Here is a 20,057-nt window from a genome sequence, read left to right as displayed (position 1 = left end):
AATGACAGCTGACCTGTTCACACGTCTCGACGGAGTTGAATTCTCGGCAAGCGCAATCGACATCGACACGGGCGAAGAGGTGTTCAGCCACGCACCCGACCGCGTGCTCTCCACCGCATCGATCGCCAAGATCTTCCTGCTGCACGCAGCGCTGAAGATGAAGAACAACGGTGAACTGCGCCTGGATGAGCGGCTGACCCGCAACGCGGCAGAGCGCGTCGACGAATCCGGCATCTGGTACCTGCTTGACCAGCCGGATCTGACAATCCACGACGTCGGCATGCTGATCGGCGCCTTCAGCGACAACTTCGCCACGAACGTGCTCATCTCCCGTGTCGGCCTGGACCGCGTAGCCAAAGAAGTCGAAGCGCTGGGCTACAAGGACTCCGCGCTGCACGACTTCCTGCGCTGGCCGCGCCCAGCAGGAGCACCCCGCCGCCTGTCATCAGGCACCGCCTACGAACTGAGCGACTACATGGCGCGGCTGTCCCGCGACGAACTGTTCGACCCGATGACCTCGGAAATGATGCGCCGCTGGCTCGGTGCGGGAGCCGACACCTCGATGGTGGCCTCCTACTTCGAACCAGACCCTCTGGCGCACTACTACTACACGCGCGGCGAATGGATTGTGAACAAAACCGGCACCGACTCCAGCGTCCGCGCCGACACCGGCATCGCCTTCACACGCGAACGCCGCGTGGCCTACGCGGTCTTCGCCAACTGGGCCGCAGACGAAGACCGCGTCCTCGAAGTCATGCCGATCATGCGCGAAGCCGGCGGCCTGATCAGCGCACACCTGCACGCCTGACACACCTCAACCGGACTGAAGAAAGGACCGGCGATGCCCTCTCCACTCATCCCCATTTTCGATGGCCACAATGACCTCCCTTACCTGCTGCGCGAAACCCGCAGCTCTTCCGTCGCTGACCTCGACCGCCCCGACGGGGTTGTCGAAACCAACATTCCGCAGCTGCGCGACGGCGGTGTGGCCGCACAGTTCTGGTCGGTCTTCGTCGACTCGGCGATCAAGGGCGATGAAGCTGTCCGTTGGACGCTCGAACAGATCGACCTCGTCGACCGCCTGATCAGCACCTACCCGAATGACCTCGCCTGGGCTACAACCGCGGAAGCGATCCGTGCTGAGCGAGCTGCCGGGCGCATCGGCGGTCTGCTCGGTGTTGAGGGCGGCAACCAGATCAACGAATCACTCGGCGCGCTGCGGATGTTCGCCAAGCTCGGCGCTCGCTACATGACGCTCACGTGGTCGACCACCCACAGCTGGGCTGACTCCGCAACTGACGAGGCGGTGCACGGCGGTCTGAGCGACTTCGGTCGGGAAGTGGTCAAGGAGATGAACCGGATCGGCATGATCCCGGACCTGTCTCACGTGGCGCCGAGTGTTATGGACCAGGTGCTCACCATGACCGACCTGCCGGTGCTTTTCACCCACTCGAACGCGCTGAACCTGTGCTCGCACCCGCGCAATGTGCCCGATGACATCATCGACCGTCTGCCGGCCAACGGGGGAGTGCACATGCTGACCTTCGTGCCCTCATTCGTGTCGCAGGAACGCTATGACTGGGTCAAGAGCGGAGAAGAAGGCACAGCCCCGGAAGTCACCATCAGCGATGTTGCCGACCACATCGACTACGTGCGCGAACGCATCGGCATTGACCACGTGGGCATCGGATCCGACTTCTGCGGAACGGACTCCTTCCCCACGGGACTGGACAACGCCAGCACCTATCCGGCTCTCATTGACGAACTGCGCTCGCGTTCGTGGTCGGATGGCGACCTTGAGAAACTCGGCTTCGACAACGCGCTGCGCGTGCTGGAAGCCCACGACGACCGCTATCGCTGTTTCCTGCGCTCAGGAGAGTAAGAACCATGGCCCGCATCCTCATCATCGTCAATGACGTTGATTCACAGCCCAGGCGACTGCTGCCGCGCCTGATTGACCACCACATCGAGTTCGATCTGCGAATCGGGCCGGGACCGGATGACACGTTTAATGACATCCCAGGTCCGGACGTCGTCGACGACTACGACGGCTTCGTGTACCTGGGCGGCGGCTATATGCCGGATGAAACCGACCGGGCGCCCTGGCTGGAACGCGAGGCGGAACTCGTGCGGGCCGCATGGGATGCCGACAAACCGCAGCTGGGCATCTGCCTGGGCGGACAGCTGCTGGCCCACGTGGCCGGCGGCACCGTGAAAGCCAAAACGGGTGCACCCGAAAAGGGTGCAACCGAAATCACGTTCACCGCGGATGCCGCTGCTGACCCCGTGTTCGGCAAGGTGGGTCCGAAAACCCACTTCATTGAGAGCCACGTGGATCGCATCACTCAACTGCCGGAATCGGCCCAGCTGCTGGGCAGCAGCGAACTGTGCGAAATCCAGGCGTTCCGCATCGGTCGGTCGTGGGGTATGCAGTTTCACCCCGAAGCGTCTGCTGATTCCGTGCGCGGCTGGGAAGCCGACGGCCTGGCCAAACTGGGCTTTGACAAGGGCACCCTCGTTGAACACGCCGACCGCGTTGAAGAGGACAGCGCGCGCAATGCCCAGGCGCTGTTCGACGGCTTTGCGCGTGAGGTGATTGAGGCAAGCCGCCGCTGAGGCGTACACGCTGAGTTCACCTGTGTGTCTCAGAATGTCGCGAAGCTGGTACAAGTTTCCGGACTCTTGCGACTTCTGTGCGACGAACAGGGCTTTGCGCGTTCGTAGTCTTGAGTCAGCAAGCACGACAGGGCCCACCCGGTCCGCTACCGAAAGGTTTCACATGCGCACGACAAAAGTACGAACAGTCATCGCCGCGGCGGCCGTGGCTGCATCCCTGGGTCTGACAGGGTGTTCGGTTGACTTCAACACCGGGTCTAACGACAAAAAGGAAACGTCTGAACAGTCAGAGCAGAATGACAGTTCGGACAGCTCCGGCAGCGGTTCTGGCGAAGCGGCGTCCCAGAGCGGTGGGGACTCAGACACTGCAGACTCCGAGGACTCCGGCAGCGGTTCGGAAGCGGCTGCTTCGGGTGACGTCCTGGCCGAAGTCGAAGTTCCGGCGAAAGTGGACGGGGATAAAGATGCCAAGCTCAAAGTCCGACTGATCAGCGTCAAGCGCAACCAGCAGACGGTAGAAGCAGTCTACGGCTTCACCCTGGAAACTCAGCTCGATAAGGAGACTGACTTGTACAGTGTCCGCGGCACAGGTTTTCAGCCTTACGCGGTAGATACGAAGAACTTCAACAAGCACAAGATGATCAGAGATCTCAGTGATTCGTACTTTGACGTCAAACTGAGTTCCGGGACGGAAGCTCGGAGCAAGGCTGCTTTCGGTGCTCCGCCGGAAGACGTTGACACGATGGACGTCTTCCTGTGGGAAGGTGAGCCGCTGGTGAAGGGCGTGAAGATCCAGTGAACGCCCCAACCAAGCTCGCAGCCGCCGGCTTGGTCGGAGTCATGGTGTTGAGCGCTGTTCCCGCAGCGGCTGCAGTAAAATCGGAAATCGAACCGATCAAGGCCGAGATCATCCCGCTTAAAGACAACATCGAGCCGATGGATGACACGCGCGAAGACGCCGGCGAAAAAGTCGTCACGCTGTCCTCGGACGTGCTGTTCGACCTCGGCAAATGGGACCTGTCTGACGGTGCGAAGAAGAAGATCGCCGAACTGGTCAAGAAAGTGCCGCAGAACGCGACCGTCAGGGTTGAGGGCCACACGGACAACCTTCCGTACAAGGAAGGCAATGACGTTCTGTCGAAGCGCCGCGCTGAAGCCGTGTCCAAGGCTATTAAGGAAGCCCGGTCTGACATCAAGACTGAAGTCAAGGGCTTTGGCGACAGCAAGCCGATCGAGCCGAATGAAAAGGGCGGCAAAGACAATCCGGAAGGTCGCGAAAAGAACCGACGGGTTGAAATCCGCTACGACGGCTGAGCCCGCGAAGGAACACAATGTCCGCCCAGACACGACCGCATGTGCTGCTCGTCGATGATGACTCCACGATCCGCGAGCACTTGGCCCCCGTGCTGCGCCGCAGCGGCCTCGACACTGAAACCGCAGCTGACGGTGTCGAGGCGCTGCACGCCATCGAGGCTCGCCGCCCTGACCTGGTCATCCTTGACGTGCTCATGCCGAACCTTGACGGTCGGGAGGTCCTGCGTCGCATCAGGGCAGACGACGAATGGCTGCCCGTCATCCTGCTGACCGAGGTGGGGGAGACCTTCGAACGGGCAGCCGCCCTTGATGACGGTGCAGACGACTACATGACCAAGCCGTTTGACCCGGTTGAGCTCATGGCGCGAGTCCGTGCCGTTCTGCGCCGTACCCAGCGGGGCCAGACGCCGCTGAGCGCAGCCCAAGCTCTTGTATCGGGCGAGCTGCGTCTGGACCGGCCTGCCCGGAGACTTTTTGTCGACGGAAGCGAGCGACAGCTGACTCCGCGCGCCTTTGCTCTTCTGGAATTCCTTATGAGCCACCCCGACGAGGTGTTCTCTCGCCAGCGTCTGCTGGAAACCGTGTGGGGCTTCGAGGCGATTGTGACCACACGCGCGGTTGACCACAGAATTGCCGAAATCCGCAGGGAACTGGGTGACGATTCCAGCGATCCCGCCTACATTGAGACGGTGTCGGGTGCAGGATATCGATTTCTTGGAGCAGTGGATCGCGGATGAGCGAACAGAAACAGCAGCGCACACCGCTGGTCATCGCCTCAGCGCTGCTTGCGCCCCTGCTCATCGGGCTGATTGTGACGGTGGGGTGGCTGTTCGTCGACTCGCGAACCCAAGCGGTTATCACGGCCCGGGTAGCGTGGGCGCCCCTCGTTTTCGGCCTGCTGCTGTCCGGCCTGTTCGCGGCCGGTTTTGCCGCTGTCGTCCTTGCCCGGCGCGGTGCCGTCAAAGCTTCAGCGCAGGTGCGCGATGAGCAGACTCGCCGCCGCCAGCGTCTGCTGGCCCGTCTGGACCACGAACTGAAGAACCCCATTCAGGGCATTCGCGCAGCCCTGGCCGACGAACCGTCCCAGCGGCAGCGCGACAGCATCGATGCTCAGGCCGTGCGTCTGAGCAGTCTGCTGAGCAATCTGCGCAAAATCAGCGAAGTCGAACACGCTGAACTCGAACCCTCCGCGGTCAACATCGGCGCTCTTGTGCACGAGGCGGTGCAGACGGTTCTTGAAGTTCCGGGTGCTCGGGATCGCAGGTTCCAGGTGTCTCTGCCTCAGGCACCGCGACCCCTGCCTCACGTTCGGGGTGACTCAGACCTTCTGTTTTTGGCCGTGTCGAACGTGTTGAGCAACGCAGTGAAGTACTCACCCCCGGGGGCTCACATTGAAGTGCGCGGCCGCGAAGAGAGCGGTTGGGTTGTCATTGAATGTGCCGACACGGGCCGCGGGATAGCGCCGGATGAGATCGAAACCGTGTGGGAAGAGCTCGGCCGTTCACGCGAAGTCCGCGGGACGGAGGGCAGCGGGCTCGGGCTGCCGATGGTCCGCGCCATCATCGAACGCCACGGCGGCACCGCTTCGCTGCAGTCCTGGTACGGACAGGGTTCGACGGTCACACTCCGCTTGCCGGCCATGTAGATTTTCCTGCTTTAGCCATCGGCACTGCTCTTCGCTACAGTGACTGATGTCTCAAATTAGGAAGGTTTGTATGAGTTCTGACAGCAGCTCACAAGAATTGCTCGCATCAGACTACGCGCGCGAAGCCGAAGACCACGCGGCCGATCCAAAGGTTGTCCGCAGGGCAACAGCCGCCTCGGCCATCGGCAATATGACCGAATGGTACGACTACGGCGTATACGCGATTGCCGCAACGTACATCGCCCATCACTTCTTCGATGCACTCGGCGAATACCAGATCATGGCCACCATGGCGACGTACGCCATCTCCTTCCTGGCAAGACCCCTCGGTGGGTTCTTCTGGGGTCCCATGGGTGACAAGATCGGCCGCAAGGGAGTGCTGGCCGCCACGATTCTGCTCATGGCCGGGGCAACAACCCTCATCGGCCTTCTTCCCACCTACCAGACGATCGGCATCTGGGCGCCCATCCTGCTGATCATTCTGCGCCTGGTGCAGGGCTTTTCCACCGGCGGCGAATACGGCGGAGCAGCCACGTACATGGCTGAGTACGCCCCTAACCGTCGTCGCGGTTTCTTCGGTTCGTTCCTCGAGGCGAGCTCGCTGACCGGCTACGTCATCGGCGCCGCCCTCATGCTGCTCATCCAGTTCAACGTGACGCCTGAGCAGATGGACTCCTTCGGCTGGAGGATCCCGTTCCTCATCGCACTGCCCATGGGCTTCATCGGCTGGTACCTGCGCTCGAAGCTTGAAGACACCCCGGTGTTCAATGAAATCCAGGAAGACCCGGAAGAGGACGACACCTCGACAATGGACCGCTTCCGCGCGGTGTTCAAGGAGTACCGCCGCGACGTCATCATCCTGTTTGCACTCGTTGCAACCGTCAACATGGTCAACTACACGCTGCTGACCTACATGCCGTCCTATTTCGAGGCGCAGATCGGCATGGATTCGCAGACCTCGCTCATCGTGATCCTCGTCGGCGAGTTGTTCATCGTGCTGTTCATGCCGATCTTCGGTGCGGCATCGGACAAGTTCGGGCGTCGTCCGCTGTGGTTCTTCACCACGATCGCCGTGGGTGTTCTCGCGATCCCCATGTTCAAGATGATGTCCCTGGGCTTCGGCTTTGCCCTCGTGGGCTTCGCAGTGCTCGGCATCGCCTACGTGCCGATGCTCGCGACGATTTCGGCGACTTTCCCGGCGATGTTCCCCGCGCACGTGCGCCTGCTGGGCTTCTCGGTCACCTACAACCTGTCCGTGTCTGCACTCGGCGGCACTGCCGGACTGATCAACGAAGCCGGCGTCAAAGCAACAGGCGACCTCCTGTTCCCGGCGTACTACATGATCCTCGCCTGCGTCATCGGCCTGATCGCCACGTGGTTTATGCCAGAAACCGCCGGTGCTTCGATTCACGGTCGCCAGCAGCCCGGCACCGTCGGCACCCGCGTCATGCCGCAGTCGCCGACGGACAAGGCACTGGCTGAGCGTCGTCAGCCCGGCCAGCGCGGCATGACGCACGACGAAATGGTCGAAAAGGCTGAACGGGTCGCAGAAGAAGACGAATCCAGCGACACCTGAGCTCACAGGCCGTAAAGCCGCATGGCACCTCGGCGGAACAGGGGCCTTCGGTCCACTCTTCGGAGTGAACCGAAGGCCCCTATTCGTGCGCCGCGTGCACGGGCAGCGCAGGGCTTCCCTAGAATCCTGTGTATTCCCTTAATGCCATTCTTTGTTCACCGCAGAAAGCACAACAACTCATGAAGCTGATCCGTTCACTCCCGCTTCTGGTGTGGATCGTCATCGCGATCGTCCTCGGAATCCTCGTCGGCCCGATCCTGCCGGCCTGGCTCGGCGGAGTTTTCGCCACCTACAATTCCGTGTTCTCCGGTCTGCTGTCGTTCGTTGTGCCGCTCATCATCTTCGGTCTTGTCGCACCGGCAATTGCAGAACTCGGCAAAGGGGGAGGCAAACAGCTGGGCATGACCGCGGGCATCTCCTACACCTCGACCCTGCTTGCAGGTCTGCTGGCTTACTTCACCTCCAGCTGGCTGTTCCGCTCCTCACTTGAGGGCACCGACATCAAGGGCATCGCCGATGCGGAGGGCGAGGGCTTCGCCCCGTTCTTCACCGTGGTCAGCGAGGCCACTGAGATCGACCCCGACGACCCGCTGGCCGCGGCCGATGTGGCTACCGAAATCGTGCTGGAGCCCGTCATCGGCGTCATGAGCGCCCTCGTTTTGGCCATCATCATCGGCGCGGGCCTGACGGCGTTCCGCAGCCGTGTTCTTTTCCGAGGCGCCATCGAGTTCCGCTCGATTGTCGAAAGCCTCATCCGCAACGTCATCGTGCCCGCTCTGCCGCTGTTCATCTTCGGGATCTTTGCAGAGCTTGCCCACAGCGGTGCAGCTGTCATCGTCGTGCAGAAGTTCCTGCTGGTGGTCATCGTGTCGTTCGCGCTGACCCTCTTCATGCTGCTCGTGCAGTACACGGCGGCCGGAGCAATTGCGGGACGCAACCCCGTGAAGTCGCTGTGGAACATGCGCGATGCCTACTTCACCGCACTTGGCACGGCATCGTCTGCCGCGACGATCCCGGTGACACTGCGCTCAGCCAAGAAGAACGGCGTGTCTGACACCGTGGCCGGCTTCGTTGTTCCCCTGTGTGCCACCGTCCACCTGTCCGGCTCGATGATCAAGATCACGTGCTTCTCGATGGCCGTCCTCATGATCACCGGCGGTGACACCTCGTTCCTGACGTACCTGCCGTTCATCCTCATGCTCGGCGTCATGATGATTGCCGCACCGGGTGTTCCCGGCGGCGCGATTGCCGCCGCGGCCGGTCTGCTCACGCAGATGCTCGGCTTTGGCGAGGTGGAAGTGGGCCTCATGTTCGCCGCCTACATCGCGCTCGACAGCTTCGGCACGGCCGCCAACGTCACCGGTGACGGCGCGATTGCCATGATCGTCGACAAGATCGGCGGCCGTCCCGCGGAGGGCTCCGGGCAGGATGAAAACGACCGCATCATCGAAGCGACCTGATGATTCCCCGCAGAACCTCTGACACGTGCCCCTGCGGCGGCCTTCCTACCGGTGCCGTCTTGGGTGACTGCTGCCTGCCGCTGCTGGAAGGCACACGCGCGGCAGACACAGCTGAGGCGCTCATGCGCTCGCGGTTTACGGCTTGTGCCTTAGGCAACGCCGACTACCTGTTCCGCACGTGGCATCCCCGTACGCGACCGGCTGATACACAGCTGGATGCCGAGGTGGAGTGGACTTCTCTTGACATCCTCGACACGGTCGATGGGGGAGCGGGGGATAAGACTGGGATCGTCGAGTTCGCGGCTCACTATCGTGTTGGCGGCGAGACCGGCACCATGCGGGAGCGTTCGTCTTTTGCTGTCCGGGCCGGCCGCTGGTTCTATGTTGACGGTGAACACGAAAGCGCAGACTGAGTACAGTGACTGACTCTCTTTTCGTTAAAATCTGCGGCGTTCGAACACGCGGCGACGTGCGGGCTGCCGTCGAGGCAGGTGCGGACGCGCTGGGCATCATGCACTACGAGCCATCGCCGCGGCACGTCGACGCAGACACCGCGGAACAGCTTGTCACCTGGATTCACGAGGCGGGGTCGGCACTCGCTGTTCTCGTGGTCTTCGACATGGACGCGGCTGATGCTGCTTCCATGGCTCAGCGGATCGGTGCTGATGCCCTGCAGCTGCACGGCCACTACGAGCACTCCGATTTCTCCGCTGCACGTGCTGCGGCGCCGGGCTTGAAGCTGTGGCGTGCTGTGTCTCTGGCCCACGACCCTGAAGCCCACGCCGGCGCATTCGGCGACGACCTCCTGTTGCTTGATGCTCCCGCGCCGGGCGCAGGTCAGCGGTGGGACCAAACCCAGCTGCACGAACGCGACCGAGGACCGTTTGTCCTCGCCGGCGGCCTCAACCCCGACAACGTCGCCCAGGCCGCCGAATCCTCGGGGGCAATCGGCGTTGATGTGTCATCCGGTGTGGAATCCAGTCGGGGAGTGAAGGACCACGCCCTCATCCGGACCTTCATCGACAAGGCGCGGTCCGTGCGGAAGTCGGCGGCACCTCGTCAGTCCTGAGCCTCCCAGCACATCTGGGGAGCCAACACGCGGTCGGCACCTGAGCCGAAAACGGGCTGTGCGGCGGTACATTGAATGAGTCTTCCCCACATTCCAGGAGTGCCATGTCAGGCAGGTTCGTCAGTCGACGATCATTTGCGCTCGGCAGCCTCGCAGCCGCCGCTCTGACCGTCATGCCCGCGGCCCGCACCCAGTACGGTGCGGTCAGTGCTTCAGCCGCTGACGTCCGCCTTCCCGGACCCCACAAACTCCTCCAGTCGCGCCTGGTCAGAACCCCCGGCTACGGTGCCGCAACCCTGTTCTGGCCGCGCGAACCGCAGGCACGCTGCCCCGTTGTCGTCACTTTCCCCGGCTACACGGGTAAAGCCGAGGAGATGCACACGATCGCCAAGCGACTCGCCACCCACGGCTGCGCTGTTCTGGCCGCAGGATCAATCGAACCGAAGGCATTTCCGGAGTACCGGGCCAAGCAGATGCTCGCCGCACTCGATGACGCCCGCGGTCGCGGTGAATGGGCAAGCGTCATCGACCCGGCGAAAACCGCGCTTGTCGGCTACTCCATGGGCGGCGGAGGGGCGCTTACCGCCGCGGAGAGTGAAAACGTTTCCGCAGTTGTTGCCCTCAACCCCTGGGCACAGCGCGGCTTCAGCACAGTCGCATCACCGGTGCTCATTGTGGGCGGCAGCAACGACACGGTCGCGCCCATGAGCGAACACGCCCGACCCATCTACACCAGCATGAAGAAGTCGCGGCAGCGGGCAATGCTCACACGGATTGCCGGTCGACATAACAGCGGAATCATCGACGACCCACTCATCCTTTCGCGCATCACGGCATTCATCAAAGTCCACGCCGCCGGTGAAGCTGCCTACCTGCCGGCGCTGAAGGCTCAAGCGGAGCCGCTGACACGTTGGCAAATGGACCCTGCACCGGGGGCATAGAGGCTTCCAGGGCTCAAAGCGCCCAGAAAACAGCGGGGCGAGCATCTGCTGTGCAGCCCGCCCCGCTTGTGACTTCAGTCAGAGATTCGAGACGTGGGTCGTCAGCTGAAGGTCTCGTCCAGTTGGGCCTTCGCCTCGTCGTCCAGACGCTCCTTGGCTGTGAGTGCGCCCATGTTGTCTTTGACCTGATCAACTGAGCTTGCACCCGTGATGACCGTTGAAACTCGCGGGTTCTTCAGAAGCCAGGCGAGTGACAGCTGTGCCGGAGTGACGTCAAGTTCGCGCGCCATGTCGACCACGCGGCGCACACGGTCAGCGGTTTCCGGTTTGGTGGATTCCTCCGCCAAGTGGCTGTGGCCCTTTGCCGTCGCACGTGAACCCTCGGGGACGCCGTCGAGGTACTTGCCCGTGAGAATCCCTCCGGCTAGCGGGCTCCACGTGGTCAGACCCAGGCCGATGTCGTCGTAGAGGCGAGCGTATTCATCTTCCACGCGGGTGCGGTTGAGCAGGTTGTACTGCGGCTGTTCCATATACGGCTTGTGCAGGTGGTGCCGCTCCGCGATCTCATAGGCGCCGCGGATCTCCTCGGCTGACCATTCGGAGGTTCCCCAGTACAGGGCCTTGCCGCTGGAGACGATGTCGCTCATCGCCCACACGGTTTCCTCCAGAGTGGTATCCGGGTCGGGACGGTGGCAGAACACAAGGTCAACGAAGTCGAGGCCCAAACGCTCGAGAGAACCGTCGATGCCCTGCATCAGGTACTTGCGGTTGAGGGTGTTCTTGAGGTTGATGTTGTCTTCAATTCCCCAGAACAGCTTGGTCGAAATGACATAGGAATTGCGTTTCCAGCCGAGCTCTTCGATGGCTTGGCCCATGATCTCTTCGGACTTGCCGCCGGCGTAGACCTCGGCGTTGTCGAAGAAGTTGACACCGGCTTCGGCAGCGGTCTGCATGCACTCCTTGGCAAGGCCGGTGTCAATGGAATCGCCGAACGTGACCCACGAACCGAACGACAGTTCGCTCACTTTGAGGCCCGCGCGACCCAGACGGTTGTACTGCATCTGCGTGTTCTCACTCATGCCCCCAGCCTAGGGCCGCACCGGGGTGGATGTCAGCCCCAAAAGCGGGGGTGCTGGGACGCTCGCTGAAGCTGTTTGCTTCAATGGAGGGGTGATGAAGACAGATGTAAACATCCGCCCGTTCACCGAAACCACACCCGTAACGCTCACTTCTGAGCAGTTCGCCGAAGAATTCGGCATCCCGGAGAGCGCCTGCGAAGAGTTCATTCGCCTGGCCGTTCTCAACGACAGCTTTTCCTATGACGCGCAGCTGGACGTCTTTGCCGAAAAGACCCCGCGCGAAGACTACGCACCCTGGGTGCGCGGTCTCCTCAACTACAACCTGGCCCGCCAGACAGCGGCAGCTGTCTGAGCCGACACAACACACAAACCAAAGGCACGAGGCGGAAGGCGACTTCCGCCTCGTGCTTTTGTTCTGCTTTCTGCCAGCTGGTTTGTGGTGTTGGGTGCGCCGGTCAGTCGTCGATGTGCGCTTCGCTCGGCGCGCCGCCCGAACGCAGACTCACGCTTTAATGCAGCTTTGCGCTGTAATGCGCTGCATTAACGCGTGAATCTGCATTAGAGCGTGATTCCAGCCTGGGAACGGGCCCGCCAGACAGCGGCAGCTGTCTGAGCCGACACAACACACAAACCAAAGGCACGAGGCGGAAGGCGACTTCCGCCTCGTGCTTTTGTTCTGCTTTCCTCCCCGAAAAGCGATGATCTTGCAATAGGTCGGGGGATTCCTAAGGTATACAGATATGAACGAAAAGCCTCAGACAGCTGCGGAAGAGAAAAGCACTCCGCCGGCAAAACCCCAGGGCAAACTGGATAAGACCCTGCGCGCCGGTAAGAAGATCTTTCAGCCGCCCAAATACCCTCACGGGGTGCACCCCGCGCTTGTGCCGGGCGTGTCGATCGAAGATCAGCGCGTGCGCTACGGGATTGACAAGCCGATCCTCGTGGTCGTCGGTGCGCTCATCGTGTCCTTCGTGGCCTGGGGCATTGCCCAGCCGGAAGTTGTGAACAGCGTTTCCGGTGCGATGCTCACGTGGACGATGCAGAACCTCGGCTGGATCTTCACGGTGATTGCCGCGGGCCTGCTCATCTTCCTTTTGGTTTTGGCTTTCAGCCGGGCCGGCCGCATCCCACTGGGGCTCGACGGCGAAAAACCCGAGTTCTCCACCGGTTCGTGGGCAGCGATGCTGTTCGCGGCGGGAATCGGCATTGCGCTGATCTTCTTCGGCCCTTACGAACCGCTGCTGCACTACCTTGAGCCGCGGCCCGACGCCTATGAGAGCGGAACCGATCCCGCCATCGTCGGCGGACTCGTGCAGACCGCACTGCACTGGGGGCTCAACGCCTGGGCTATTTACGCCATCGTGGGTCTGTCAGTCGCCTACTTTTCGTTCCGCCGCGGGCGCGTGCCGCTCATGTCGTCAATCCTCAGCTTCATCACGGGTGATTCGAATACGGTGGGCTCGCGGATCATCGACGGTCTGGCCATCATCGCCACCCTGTTCGGAACCGCCGCCTCACTGGGCATCGGCGCTCTGCAGATTGCCCGGGGTGCCCAGGTGGTCACCGGTTGGAACACCGCCGGCAACACGATTGCCATCCTCATCATCATGGTGCTGACAATCGGCACCATCATCTCGGCCGTTTCGGGTGTTTCGAAGGGCATCCGCCTTCTGTCGAACACCAACATGTGGCTGTCGGTCGGTTTGGCGTTCTTCTTCCTGATCGTCGGCCCGACGGCGTTCCTGCTCAACGTCGTACCCGGCGTCGTCATCGACTACGTGGGCGAACTGCCGACAATGTTGGCGCGCAACATGTCCGAGGGAGAGGACACGGAGGCGTTTCTCACCGACTGGACGATCTTCTACTGGGCCTGGTGGGTCAGCTGGTCGCCGTTCGTCGGCATCTTCACCGCGAAGATCTCGCGTGGACGCACCATCCGTCAGTTCGTCATGGGTGTGCTGCTCATCCCGTCGTCGATTATCGTTCTGGCCTTCACCATTCTGGGCGGCACCGCCATCTACCTTGAGCACACGGCGGGTGCAATCACCGGCGGCACCGGTGAAATGCCGGCACCGGAAGAGACCATCTTCATTGTGCTCGACCACCTGCCCGGCGGACAGATCGTCGCTCCGCTTCTCATGTTCATGCTGGCCATCTTCTTCATCACGACTGCAGATTCGGCTTCACTGGTCAACTCGCAGCTGGCACAGAAGGGCAATCCCTTCCCTCGCCGCGGCGTGACCGTGTTCTGGTCGTTGTGCATGGCCGGCATCGCCGTTGTGATTCTGCTGACCGGCGGAGACGACGCCCTGCAGGGCCTGCAGAACCTCATTGTCATCACGGCCCTGCCGTTCTCGGTCATCATCGTTCTCATGTGCGTCGGGCTGTGGAAGGCGCTGCGCAGTGACCCGCGCACGTACCGGCAGAACTACCAGCGCAAGGTCCTCGACAACGCCGTTCGCTACGGTCTGGAGAACTACGGTGATAACTTCGCCGTCAAGGTCGAACAGACCGAACCGAACTCTGAGTACTCTGCGGGCTACGGTTTCGATTCCACGTCGGAAGAAGCGACCGACTGGTATCAGCGCACAGACTCTGAGGGCAACCCGGTTCCGTACGACTACGAAACCGGCGAATACCTCGATCCGCACGGCCAGCTTGACTTCATGACGAAGGAACAGCGCCGTGAACGCGCCAAGATCGAAAAGGAAGCCCGCAAACGCGCGAAGCGCATGAATAAGCGCTCCAGTAAACGCTGAGGTTTCCTTTCTAACCAGATTCACGCGCTAATGCAGCTTTGCGCTTTAATGCGCTGCATCAGCGCGTGAATCTGCATTTAAGCGCGATTCCAGCCTGGGACAGTGATGGGGGATGCTTCCCATCGGGGCAAGTGAAGCGAGACACTGAGAGTGCCAATCCACCGAGAAAGGAGCTTCAATGGCAGAGCTGAGCTCGAAGTGGACTTTTCGCCGCACATACGGAGACGCGCCGGAAACTAAGGGCACTCGCGTGCTTGTGGATCGTATGTGGCCGCGGGGGATCAAAAAGGAAACCCTCGACATTGACGAATGGGCTAAAGACGCCGCCCCCAGTGCTGAGCTTCGATCGTGGTTCCACGATGACCGCGAAGGCCGCTGGTCAGAGTTTCAGAACCGCTACCGAGCCGAACTTGATGACAACGCCGATGCGGCAGACCTTGCCGAAAGGCTCTCCCACAGTGCGCACGTCACTTTGCTGACAGCCGCGAAAGACATCGAACACTCCCACGTGCCAGTGCTTGCCCACTGGCTGCAGGACAACGCCCAATAGTCGGATCTCCTGGCCGGAACAGAGGAGCAGCAACCATGGAACTGTGCATTGAACCCGGTGATATCACGCAGCAGAATGTCGACGCGATCGGTGAATGCGGCAAACTCCACGCTGATGGGTGGGGGAGGCGTCGACGGGGCGATCCACCGCGCTGGCGGACCTGCAATTCTGGCCGAGTGCAAACAGCTGCGTGAAAGCGCATACCCCGACGGGCTGCCGGCAGGCCAAGCTGCCGCGACCACCGCGGGAGAGCTGCCCGCCCGCTGGGTCATTCACACCGTCGGGCCGGTGTATGCCAAGACAGAAGACCGGTCGGCAACGCTGGCTTCGGCCTACCGGGAATCCCTGCGCGAAGCCAAGCGGATCGGCGCACACAGTGTCGCGTTCCCAGCGATTTCGGCAGGCGTGTACGGCTGGCCAATGGACGACGCGGCCCGCATTGCTGTCGAAACCGTCAAGGAAACCGCCGCCGAAGTGGGCGACGTTGTCACCCGCGTGGTGTTTGTGCCCTTCGGCGAGCAGGCCGAGCGCGCCTTCCGCGCCCAGCTGGATTCACCGACGACTGTTTGATGTGGCTTGCTGACTGACGCATTCACGCGCTGACGCAGTTCTGCGCTTCGGACAGCGCGTCGTCTCAACGCAGATTCACGCGCTAATGCAGGTTTGCGCGTTAATGCGCCGCATTAACGCGTGAATCTGCATTAAAGCGCAAGTCTGGCTGGGAAACCGCCCCGCAGCTCACACCGCGAAAAGAGAGTGCACGTTCGGGACGCGCTCGCGGCCGTTAAGGCCCTCAAGCTCCAGCAGGATGGACGTTCCGACGGTCTTCGCGCCGAGTGTGTTGATGAGCTCCAGGCCCGCGGCAAGTGTGCCTCCGGTGGCGAGGATGTCGTCAATGAGAAGCACCCGCACGCCAGGGGCCAGCTGGTCGCTCGCTTCGATTGCCGCTGAACCGTATTCGAGGTCGTACTCAACTCGTGCAGCGGGGACTGGCAGCTTACCGGCCTTGCGCAGCGGGACGAAGCCCGTTCCGGCCAGAGCCGCAGCAACACCGGCGAAGATGAATCCGCGCGCTTCGATCCCGGCGACAACATCGAACTGACCGGCAAACGGTTCGACCATGAGCTCGGCCGCGCGTCGCAGAGCCCAGGAATCAGCCAGCAACGGCGTAATGTCTTGGAACTGGATGCCCTCGGACGGGTAGTCCGGAATGACGCGAATAAAAGAGCTCAGGCGGGAAAGATCATCAGTCACGCCCCGTAGTCTAACGGTCGGCCTGGCCGCCTGGTCGACGGTGCCACGGGGACACGACGACGGAGAACTCAGCCGTCACATCGTCCGTGAAAACATGCGGGTCAATGTGCCAGGCCGAGGGCGTCATGCCGATCAGTTCGCGCGCCTGACGGGCGCTCAAATGCAGGGGATGGTTCACGAGGCGCCGCTCACCTTCTGCAAAGAACGGCTCGAGTGACCGCTGGAGTCGGCTTTCTTTGTGCTCATCGATGCTCACGGTCCCGTCGTGAGACTGCAGCAGCGCTGCCAAATGCTTCTGTGTGGGACGGGCGGTGATGAGCGCACCACCGGGTTTGAGCACCCGGTGGAATTCAGCGGGCACCCTGGGGGAGAACACGCTGAGAATCACATCAACGCTGCTGTCCTCAAGAGGCAAGGGTCGGTAGACATCCCATGTAAAAGCAGTGATCCTCGGGTGGGCTTTTGCAGCCGCAGCTGCTGCCGCGGGAGCTGAATCAAAAGCGTAGGCCCGCGCAGCCACACCCGCTTCAGCACAGGCGCTCAGCACTGCGGCACAGTAGTAGCCGGTCCCGCAGCCGGCATCGAGCACGGTGAGGGGAGCGGGGGAGTCGGCGGGCTCCTCGGCGGCGGGCTCCTCGGCAGCGGGCACCTCGTCAGCGGGTGCCGCGAGAGCGGACCCGGACTGTGCCTCTTCGACCGCGCAGCGGGCGACCTCAGCGGCCAACTGAGAGTACAGACCTGAGTCCAGGAAGCTGCGGCGAGCAGCGACCATATCGGCAGTGTCACCGCTGCGAGCCTTCGGGCCTGACAGCAGTGAAAGATAGCCCTTCCTGGCCCGCGCAAAGTTGTGCCGCTCTCCGCATTCAACAGCCCGCACGCGGTCAGGCTCACCGACGGCATGCAGCTTCCCCTGACAGACCGGGCAGCGCAGCAGACTAAGATCAAGCACCGAACCAGTTTAGGGAGGCCCCATGCAGTTGTCCTATACCGCCTACGGCACGACCGGACCGGCAGTCGTCTTCCTCCACGGCCTGATGGGCCGGGGGCGCAATTTTCTCTCCGCAGCAAAAGCGCTGGAAGACGAGTACCGGTGCTTCCTCGTGGACTTGCCCAACCACGGAAGCTCCCCGTGGACCGAGGACTTCGACTACGAAGACATGGGCCAGGCCGTCATCGAGTTCATAGAAAATGTGATCCTGCCAGAAACCGGCGAAGACTCTGTCGTGCTGCTGGGCCATTCGATGGGTGCGAAGACCGCTATGGTCGCCGCTTTGCGCAAACCCCAGCTGTTCACGGCACTCATCGTCGAAGACATGTCGCCGGTCAGCTCGAAGGACTCCAACTTCGTGCCGCTTCTGAGCGCGCTCGCCGGTCTTGACCTCGAAGCGCTCTCAAGCCGCAGCCAGGCTGACGCCGAACTCGAAGAAGCCGGCGTATCCGACCCCACCGTGCGCGGCTTCCTCCTGCAGAACCTGCGCCGGTCCGACAGCGGCTTTGAGTTCCAAGCCAACGTGGCCATGCTCAACAACGCGGTGGGCGACATCAACGCGTTCCCCGAGTTCGAAACCACCTATGACGGTCCAGTCCTGTGGATGGGCGGAGCGAAGTCGAACTACATCAAGGACGAACACGACGAACCCATGCGTGCTCTCTTCCCACGCGCCCACAAAGTCATGGTCAAAGACGCAGGTCACTGGGTGCACTCAGAAAAACCTGAGGAATTCTTGGCGGTGCTTCGCGGTTTCCTTAAGCAGACCGCCGACAAGTGAGGTAGTCCTCAATTGCTTCGGCGGTACACACGTCCATTAGGCTAGAAAAACATTACCTATTGCCTACGCAGCACGGAGGCCCAGTGACCGCTTCACCAGACACAACCGATCCGAAGTTCGCCGACTACGCGCACCCGGAAGCTCTCGTCTCCACCGCGTGGGTGGCTGAGAACCTCAACACCCCCGGTGTTGTCGTCGTCGAATCTGACGAAGACGTCCTGCTCTACGAAACCGGCCACATTCCCGGCGCGGTCAAGATCGACTGGCACACCGAACTGAACGACCAGGTGGTCCGCGACTACGTGCAGGGCCCCGAATTCGCCGAAATGATGAGCGCCAAGGGCATCAGCCGCGACGACACGATCGTCGTCTACGGCGACAAGTCCAACTGGTGGGCTGCATACGCCATGTGGGTGTTCAAACTGTTCGGCCACGAAGACGTTCGGCTCATGGACGGCGGCCGCGCCAAGTGGGAAGCCGAAGGCCGCGAAATGACGCGCGAAAAGCCGCAGCGTGAACGCACCGACTACCCGGTAGTGGAACGCAACGACGCACCTATCCGCGCGCTCCTGCCCGAAGTGCTGGAAGCCATCGGCCAGATCCCGCTGATCGACGTGCGCAGCCCGCAGGAATACACCGGTGAGCGCACCCACATGCCGGACTACCCGGAAGAGGGCGCTCTGCGCGGTGGACACATTCCCACCGCTCACTCGGTGCCGTGGGCAACCGCGGCCAATGAGGACGGCACGTTCAAATCGGCTGATCAGTTGCGCAAGATCTACATTGATGACCTCGGCCTGGGCAAGACCGACGTTGCCTACGCCTACTGCCGGATCGGTGAACGCTCCAGCCACACGTGGTTCGTGCTGTCCTACCTTCTGGGCTTTGAGAACGTGAAGAACTACGACGGTTCCTGGACCGAATGGGGCAACGCCATGCGCGTGCCGATCGCCCAGGGAGACCAGCCGGGAGAGGCTCCGCAGAAGTGACTATTCCGCAGGCACTGCAGGAAATCGCCGACGACTTCGGCGCTATGGAGGAAAGCCAGCGGCTGGAACTGCTGCTGGAATTCAGCGACGAACTGCCGGACCTTCCACAGCGGCTGAAGGACGATCCAAAGCTGCTTGAGCCCGTTCCGGAATGCCAGTCGCCGATCTTCATCCGCGTGGAGGTCGACGGCACCCAGCCGGACAGCACGGTGCACCTGTTCTTTTCGGCACCTGCGGAAGCTCCGACCACGCGCGGCTTCGCGGGGATCCTGAATGAGGGCCTGGATGGAGCAACCGTGCAGACAGTCCTCGACGTTCCCGCAGATTTCCCGCTTAAGCTCAACATTGAAAAGCAGGTCAGTCCGCTGCGGCTGAACGGAATGTCCGGCATGCTGGCCCGCATCCAGCGTCAGGTACGCGAAAAAGCGCAGCAGTGACCTCCCGTCCGGTGGTCTAACACCGCAGGGCAGGCCAATCTACGAAAGGAATTCTCATGGCAGACATCACTTTCCAGGGCGACCCCATCACCACCGTCGGAAACCTCCCTGAAAAGGGCGCGCAGGCTCCCGCTTTCACTCTGGTGGGCACGGATCTTTCCGACGTTGAACTGAAGAACTTCGCCGGCAAGCAGCTGGTCATCAACATCTTCCCCAGCATTGACACCGGCGTGTGCCAGGCGAGTGTCCGCGCTTTCAATGAAAAGGCCGGCGGCCGTGACAACACGGTTGTCCTCAACGTGTCGAAGGACCTTCCGTTTGCGCAGGAGCGCTTCTGCGCGGCTGAGGGCATTGACAATGTCGTGAGCGCCTCGGCGTTCCGTTCCTCCTTCGGTGAGGACTACGGCGTCACGATGACTGCAGGCCCGCTGAAGGGTCTTCTGTCGCGCGCGGTTGTCGTTGTGGACGCCGAAGGTTCGGTCGTCTACACCGAGCAGGTTCCCGAAATCGGTCAGGAACCGGATTACGAGGCGGCACTGGGCGCGCTCAAGTAAAGCTCACTGGTCAGCACTCAGCTGATCGAAGGGCCGGCGGGAGGA

At 61.9% G+C, this 20,057-nt stretch carries 22 protein-coding genes and 2 pseudogenes; 20 read left to right on the top strand and 4 right to left on the bottom strand.

All coding sequences use genetic code 11. The features are described 5' to 3' along the window. The first annotated feature begins 1 nt into the window (after position 1). The 12 genes from Bravens_RS07490 to Bravens_RS07435 all read left to right on the top strand — a co-directional run bounded on the left by Bravens_RS07490 (position 2) and on the right by Bravens_RS07435 (position 10,621). Positions 2 to 808: a serine hydrolase gene (locus tag Bravens_RS07490; RefSeq protein ID WP_062021929.1), complete on the top strand. Its 807-nt coding sequence runs from the start codon at positions 2 to 4 to the stop codon at positions 806 to 808. Between the two features lie 33 nt (positions 809 to 841). Further along, positions 842 to 1,882, top strand: a complete 1,041-nt coding sequence (locus Bravens_RS07485; RefSeq protein WP_062021926.1) for a dipeptidase — start codon at positions 842 to 844, stop codon at positions 1,880 to 1,882. A gap of 5 nt (positions 1,883 to 1,887) precedes the next feature. Further along, on the top strand, positions 1,888 to 2,616 hold the full coding sequence (locus tag Bravens_RS07480) for a type 1 glutamine amidotransferase (protein WP_062021923.1): 729 nt from the start codon (positions 1,888 to 1,890) through the stop codon (positions 2,614 to 2,616). 163 nt (positions 2,617 to 2,779) lie between these two features. Then, positions 2,780 to 3,415, top strand: a complete 636-nt coding sequence (locus Bravens_RS07475) for a hypothetical protein (protein WP_062021920.1) — start codon at positions 2,780 to 2,782, stop codon at positions 3,413 to 3,415. Next, complete coding sequence (locus tag Bravens_RS07470) at positions 3,412 to 3,930, top strand: OmpA family protein (protein ID WP_062021919.1); 519 nt, start codon at positions 3,412 to 3,414, stop codon at positions 3,928 to 3,930. Before Bravens_RS07475 ends, Bravens_RS07470 begins: the two co-directional genes overlap by 4 nt. A 17-nt stretch (positions 3,931 to 3,947) precedes the next feature. Continuing rightward, complete coding sequence (locus Bravens_RS07465; protein WP_062021917.1) at positions 3,948 to 4,667, top strand: response regulator transcription factor; 720 nt, start codon at positions 3,948 to 3,950, stop codon at positions 4,665 to 4,667. Beyond that, on the top strand, positions 4,664 to 5,575 hold the full coding sequence (locus Bravens_RS07460) for a sensor histidine kinase (protein ID WP_019175533.1): 912 nt from the start codon (positions 4,664 to 4,666) through the stop codon (positions 5,573 to 5,575). Before Bravens_RS07465 ends, Bravens_RS07460 begins: the two co-directional genes overlap by 4 nt. 70 nt (positions 5,576 to 5,645) lie before the next feature. Then, complete coding sequence (locus Bravens_RS07455; protein WP_062021914.1) at positions 5,646 to 7,151, top strand: MFS transporter; 1,506 nt, start codon at positions 5,646 to 5,648, stop codon at positions 7,149 to 7,151. 179 nt (positions 7,152 to 7,330) lie between these two features. Beyond that, entirely contained in the window at positions 7,331 to 8,611 is a 1,281-nt protein-coding gene (locus Bravens_RS07450; protein ID WP_062021911.1) for a dicarboxylate/amino acid:cation symporter, read from the top strand. Then, positions 8,611 to 9,024, top strand: coding sequence for a YchJ family protein (locus Bravens_RS07445; protein WP_062021908.1), 414 nt, complete (start codon positions 8,611 to 8,613; stop codon positions 9,022 to 9,024). Before Bravens_RS07450 ends, Bravens_RS07445 begins: the two co-directional genes overlap by 1 nt. A gap of 5 nt (positions 9,025 to 9,029) precedes the next feature. Continuing rightward, positions 9,030 to 9,680, top strand: coding sequence for a phosphoribosylanthranilate isomerase (locus Bravens_RS07440; protein WP_062021905.1), 651 nt, complete (start codon positions 9,030 to 9,032; stop codon positions 9,678 to 9,680). A 104-nt stretch (positions 9,681 to 9,784) separates the two neighbouring features. Continuing rightward, complete coding sequence (locus Bravens_RS07435; protein ID WP_062021902.1) at positions 9,785 to 10,621, top strand: poly(ethylene terephthalate) hydrolase family protein; 837 nt, start codon at positions 9,785 to 9,787, stop codon at positions 10,619 to 10,621. 101 nt (positions 10,622 to 10,722) lie between these two features. On the opposite strand, the gene Bravens_RS07430 is transcribed toward Bravens_RS07435, so the two are convergent. Next, positions 10,723 to 11,700, bottom strand: coding sequence for a potassium channel beta subunit family protein (locus tag Bravens_RS07430; RefSeq protein ID WP_244878135.1), 978 nt, complete (start codon positions 11,698 to 11,700; stop codon positions 10,723 to 10,725). Between the two features lie 94 nt (positions 11,701 to 11,794). On the opposite strand from Bravens_RS07430, the gene Bravens_RS07425 reads away from it, so the two are divergent. From Bravens_RS07425 to Bravens_RS07410, 4 genes and pseudogenes are all read left to right on the top strand, one after another. Then, positions 11,795 to 12,052, top strand: coding sequence for a hypothetical protein (locus Bravens_RS07425; protein ID WP_062021896.1), 258 nt, complete (start codon positions 11,795 to 11,797; stop codon positions 12,050 to 12,052). Positions 12,053 to 12,440: 388 nt separating this feature from the next. Continuing rightward, on the top strand, positions 12,441 to 14,459 hold the full coding sequence (locus Bravens_RS07420; protein ID WP_062021893.1) for a BCCT family transporter: 2,019 nt from the start codon (positions 12,441 to 12,443) through the stop codon (positions 14,457 to 14,459). Positions 14,460 to 14,637: 178 nt separating this feature from the next. Beyond that, on the top strand, positions 14,638 to 15,009 hold the full coding sequence (locus tag Bravens_RS07415) for a DUF488 domain-containing protein (protein ID WP_209435918.1): 372 nt from the start codon (positions 14,638 to 14,640) through the stop codon (positions 15,007 to 15,009). 35 nt (positions 15,010 to 15,044) lie between these two features. Further along, positions 15,045 to 15,579: pseudogene (locus tag Bravens_RS07410) on the top strand (O-acetyl-ADP-ribose deacetylase). Between the two features lie 168 nt (positions 15,580 to 15,747). Here Bravens_RS07410 and Bravens_RS07405 read toward each other — a convergent pair. The 3 genes and pseudogenes from Bravens_RS07405 to Bravens_RS10920 form a co-directional block, all read right to left on the bottom strand. Further along, on the bottom strand, positions 15,748 to 16,263 hold the full coding sequence (locus tag Bravens_RS07405) for an adenine phosphoribosyltransferase (protein WP_062021889.1): 516 nt from the start codon (positions 16,261 to 16,263) through the stop codon (positions 15,748 to 15,750). A 10-nt stretch (positions 16,264 to 16,273) separates the two neighbouring features. Further along, positions 16,274 to 17,035, bottom strand: coding sequence for a methyltransferase domain-containing protein (locus Bravens_RS07400; protein ID WP_157452719.1), 762 nt, complete (start codon positions 17,033 to 17,035; stop codon positions 16,274 to 16,276). A 48-nt stretch (positions 17,036 to 17,083) separates the two neighbouring features. Then, a pseudogene (locus tag Bravens_RS10920) lies at positions 17,084 to 17,212 on the bottom strand (SAM-dependent methyltransferase); the annotation flags it as partial. 22 nt (positions 17,213 to 17,234) lie between these two features. On the opposite strand from Bravens_RS10920, the gene Bravens_RS07395 reads away from it, so the two are divergent. From Bravens_RS07395 to tpx, 4 genes are all read left to right on the top strand, one after another. After that, positions 17,235 to 18,032: an alpha/beta fold hydrolase gene (locus tag Bravens_RS07395; RefSeq protein WP_062021884.1), complete on the top strand. Its 798-nt coding sequence runs from the start codon at positions 17,235 to 17,237 to the stop codon at positions 18,030 to 18,032. A gap of 83 nt (positions 18,033 to 18,115) precedes the next feature. Further along, positions 18,116 to 19,021, top strand: a complete 906-nt coding sequence (locus tag Bravens_RS07390) for a sulfurtransferase (RefSeq protein ID WP_062021881.1) — start codon at positions 18,116 to 18,118, stop codon at positions 19,019 to 19,021. Beyond that, the gene (locus Bravens_RS07385; protein ID WP_141738896.1) at positions 19,018 to 19,458 is read left to right on the top strand and encodes a SufE family protein; all 441 of its coding nucleotides are present in this window, start codon (positions 19,018 to 19,020) and stop codon (positions 19,456 to 19,458) included. Before Bravens_RS07390 ends, Bravens_RS07385 begins: the two co-directional genes overlap by 4 nt. Positions 19,459 to 19,514: 56 nt before the next feature. Next, positions 19,515 to 20,012, top strand: a complete 498-nt coding sequence (gene tpx, locus Bravens_RS07380) for a thiol peroxidase (RefSeq protein WP_062021878.1) — start codon at positions 19,515 to 19,517, stop codon at positions 20,010 to 20,012. The last annotated feature ends 45 nt before the right edge of the window (positions 20,013 to 20,057 follow it).

Source organism: Brevibacterium ravenspurgense, assembly GCF_001584615.1.
Taxonomy (GTDB): domain Bacteria; phylum Actinomycetota; class Actinomycetes; order Actinomycetales; family Brevibacteriaceae; genus Brevibacterium; species Brevibacterium ravenspurgense.
This window is presented reverse-complemented; position numbering and strand designations above follow the sequence as displayed.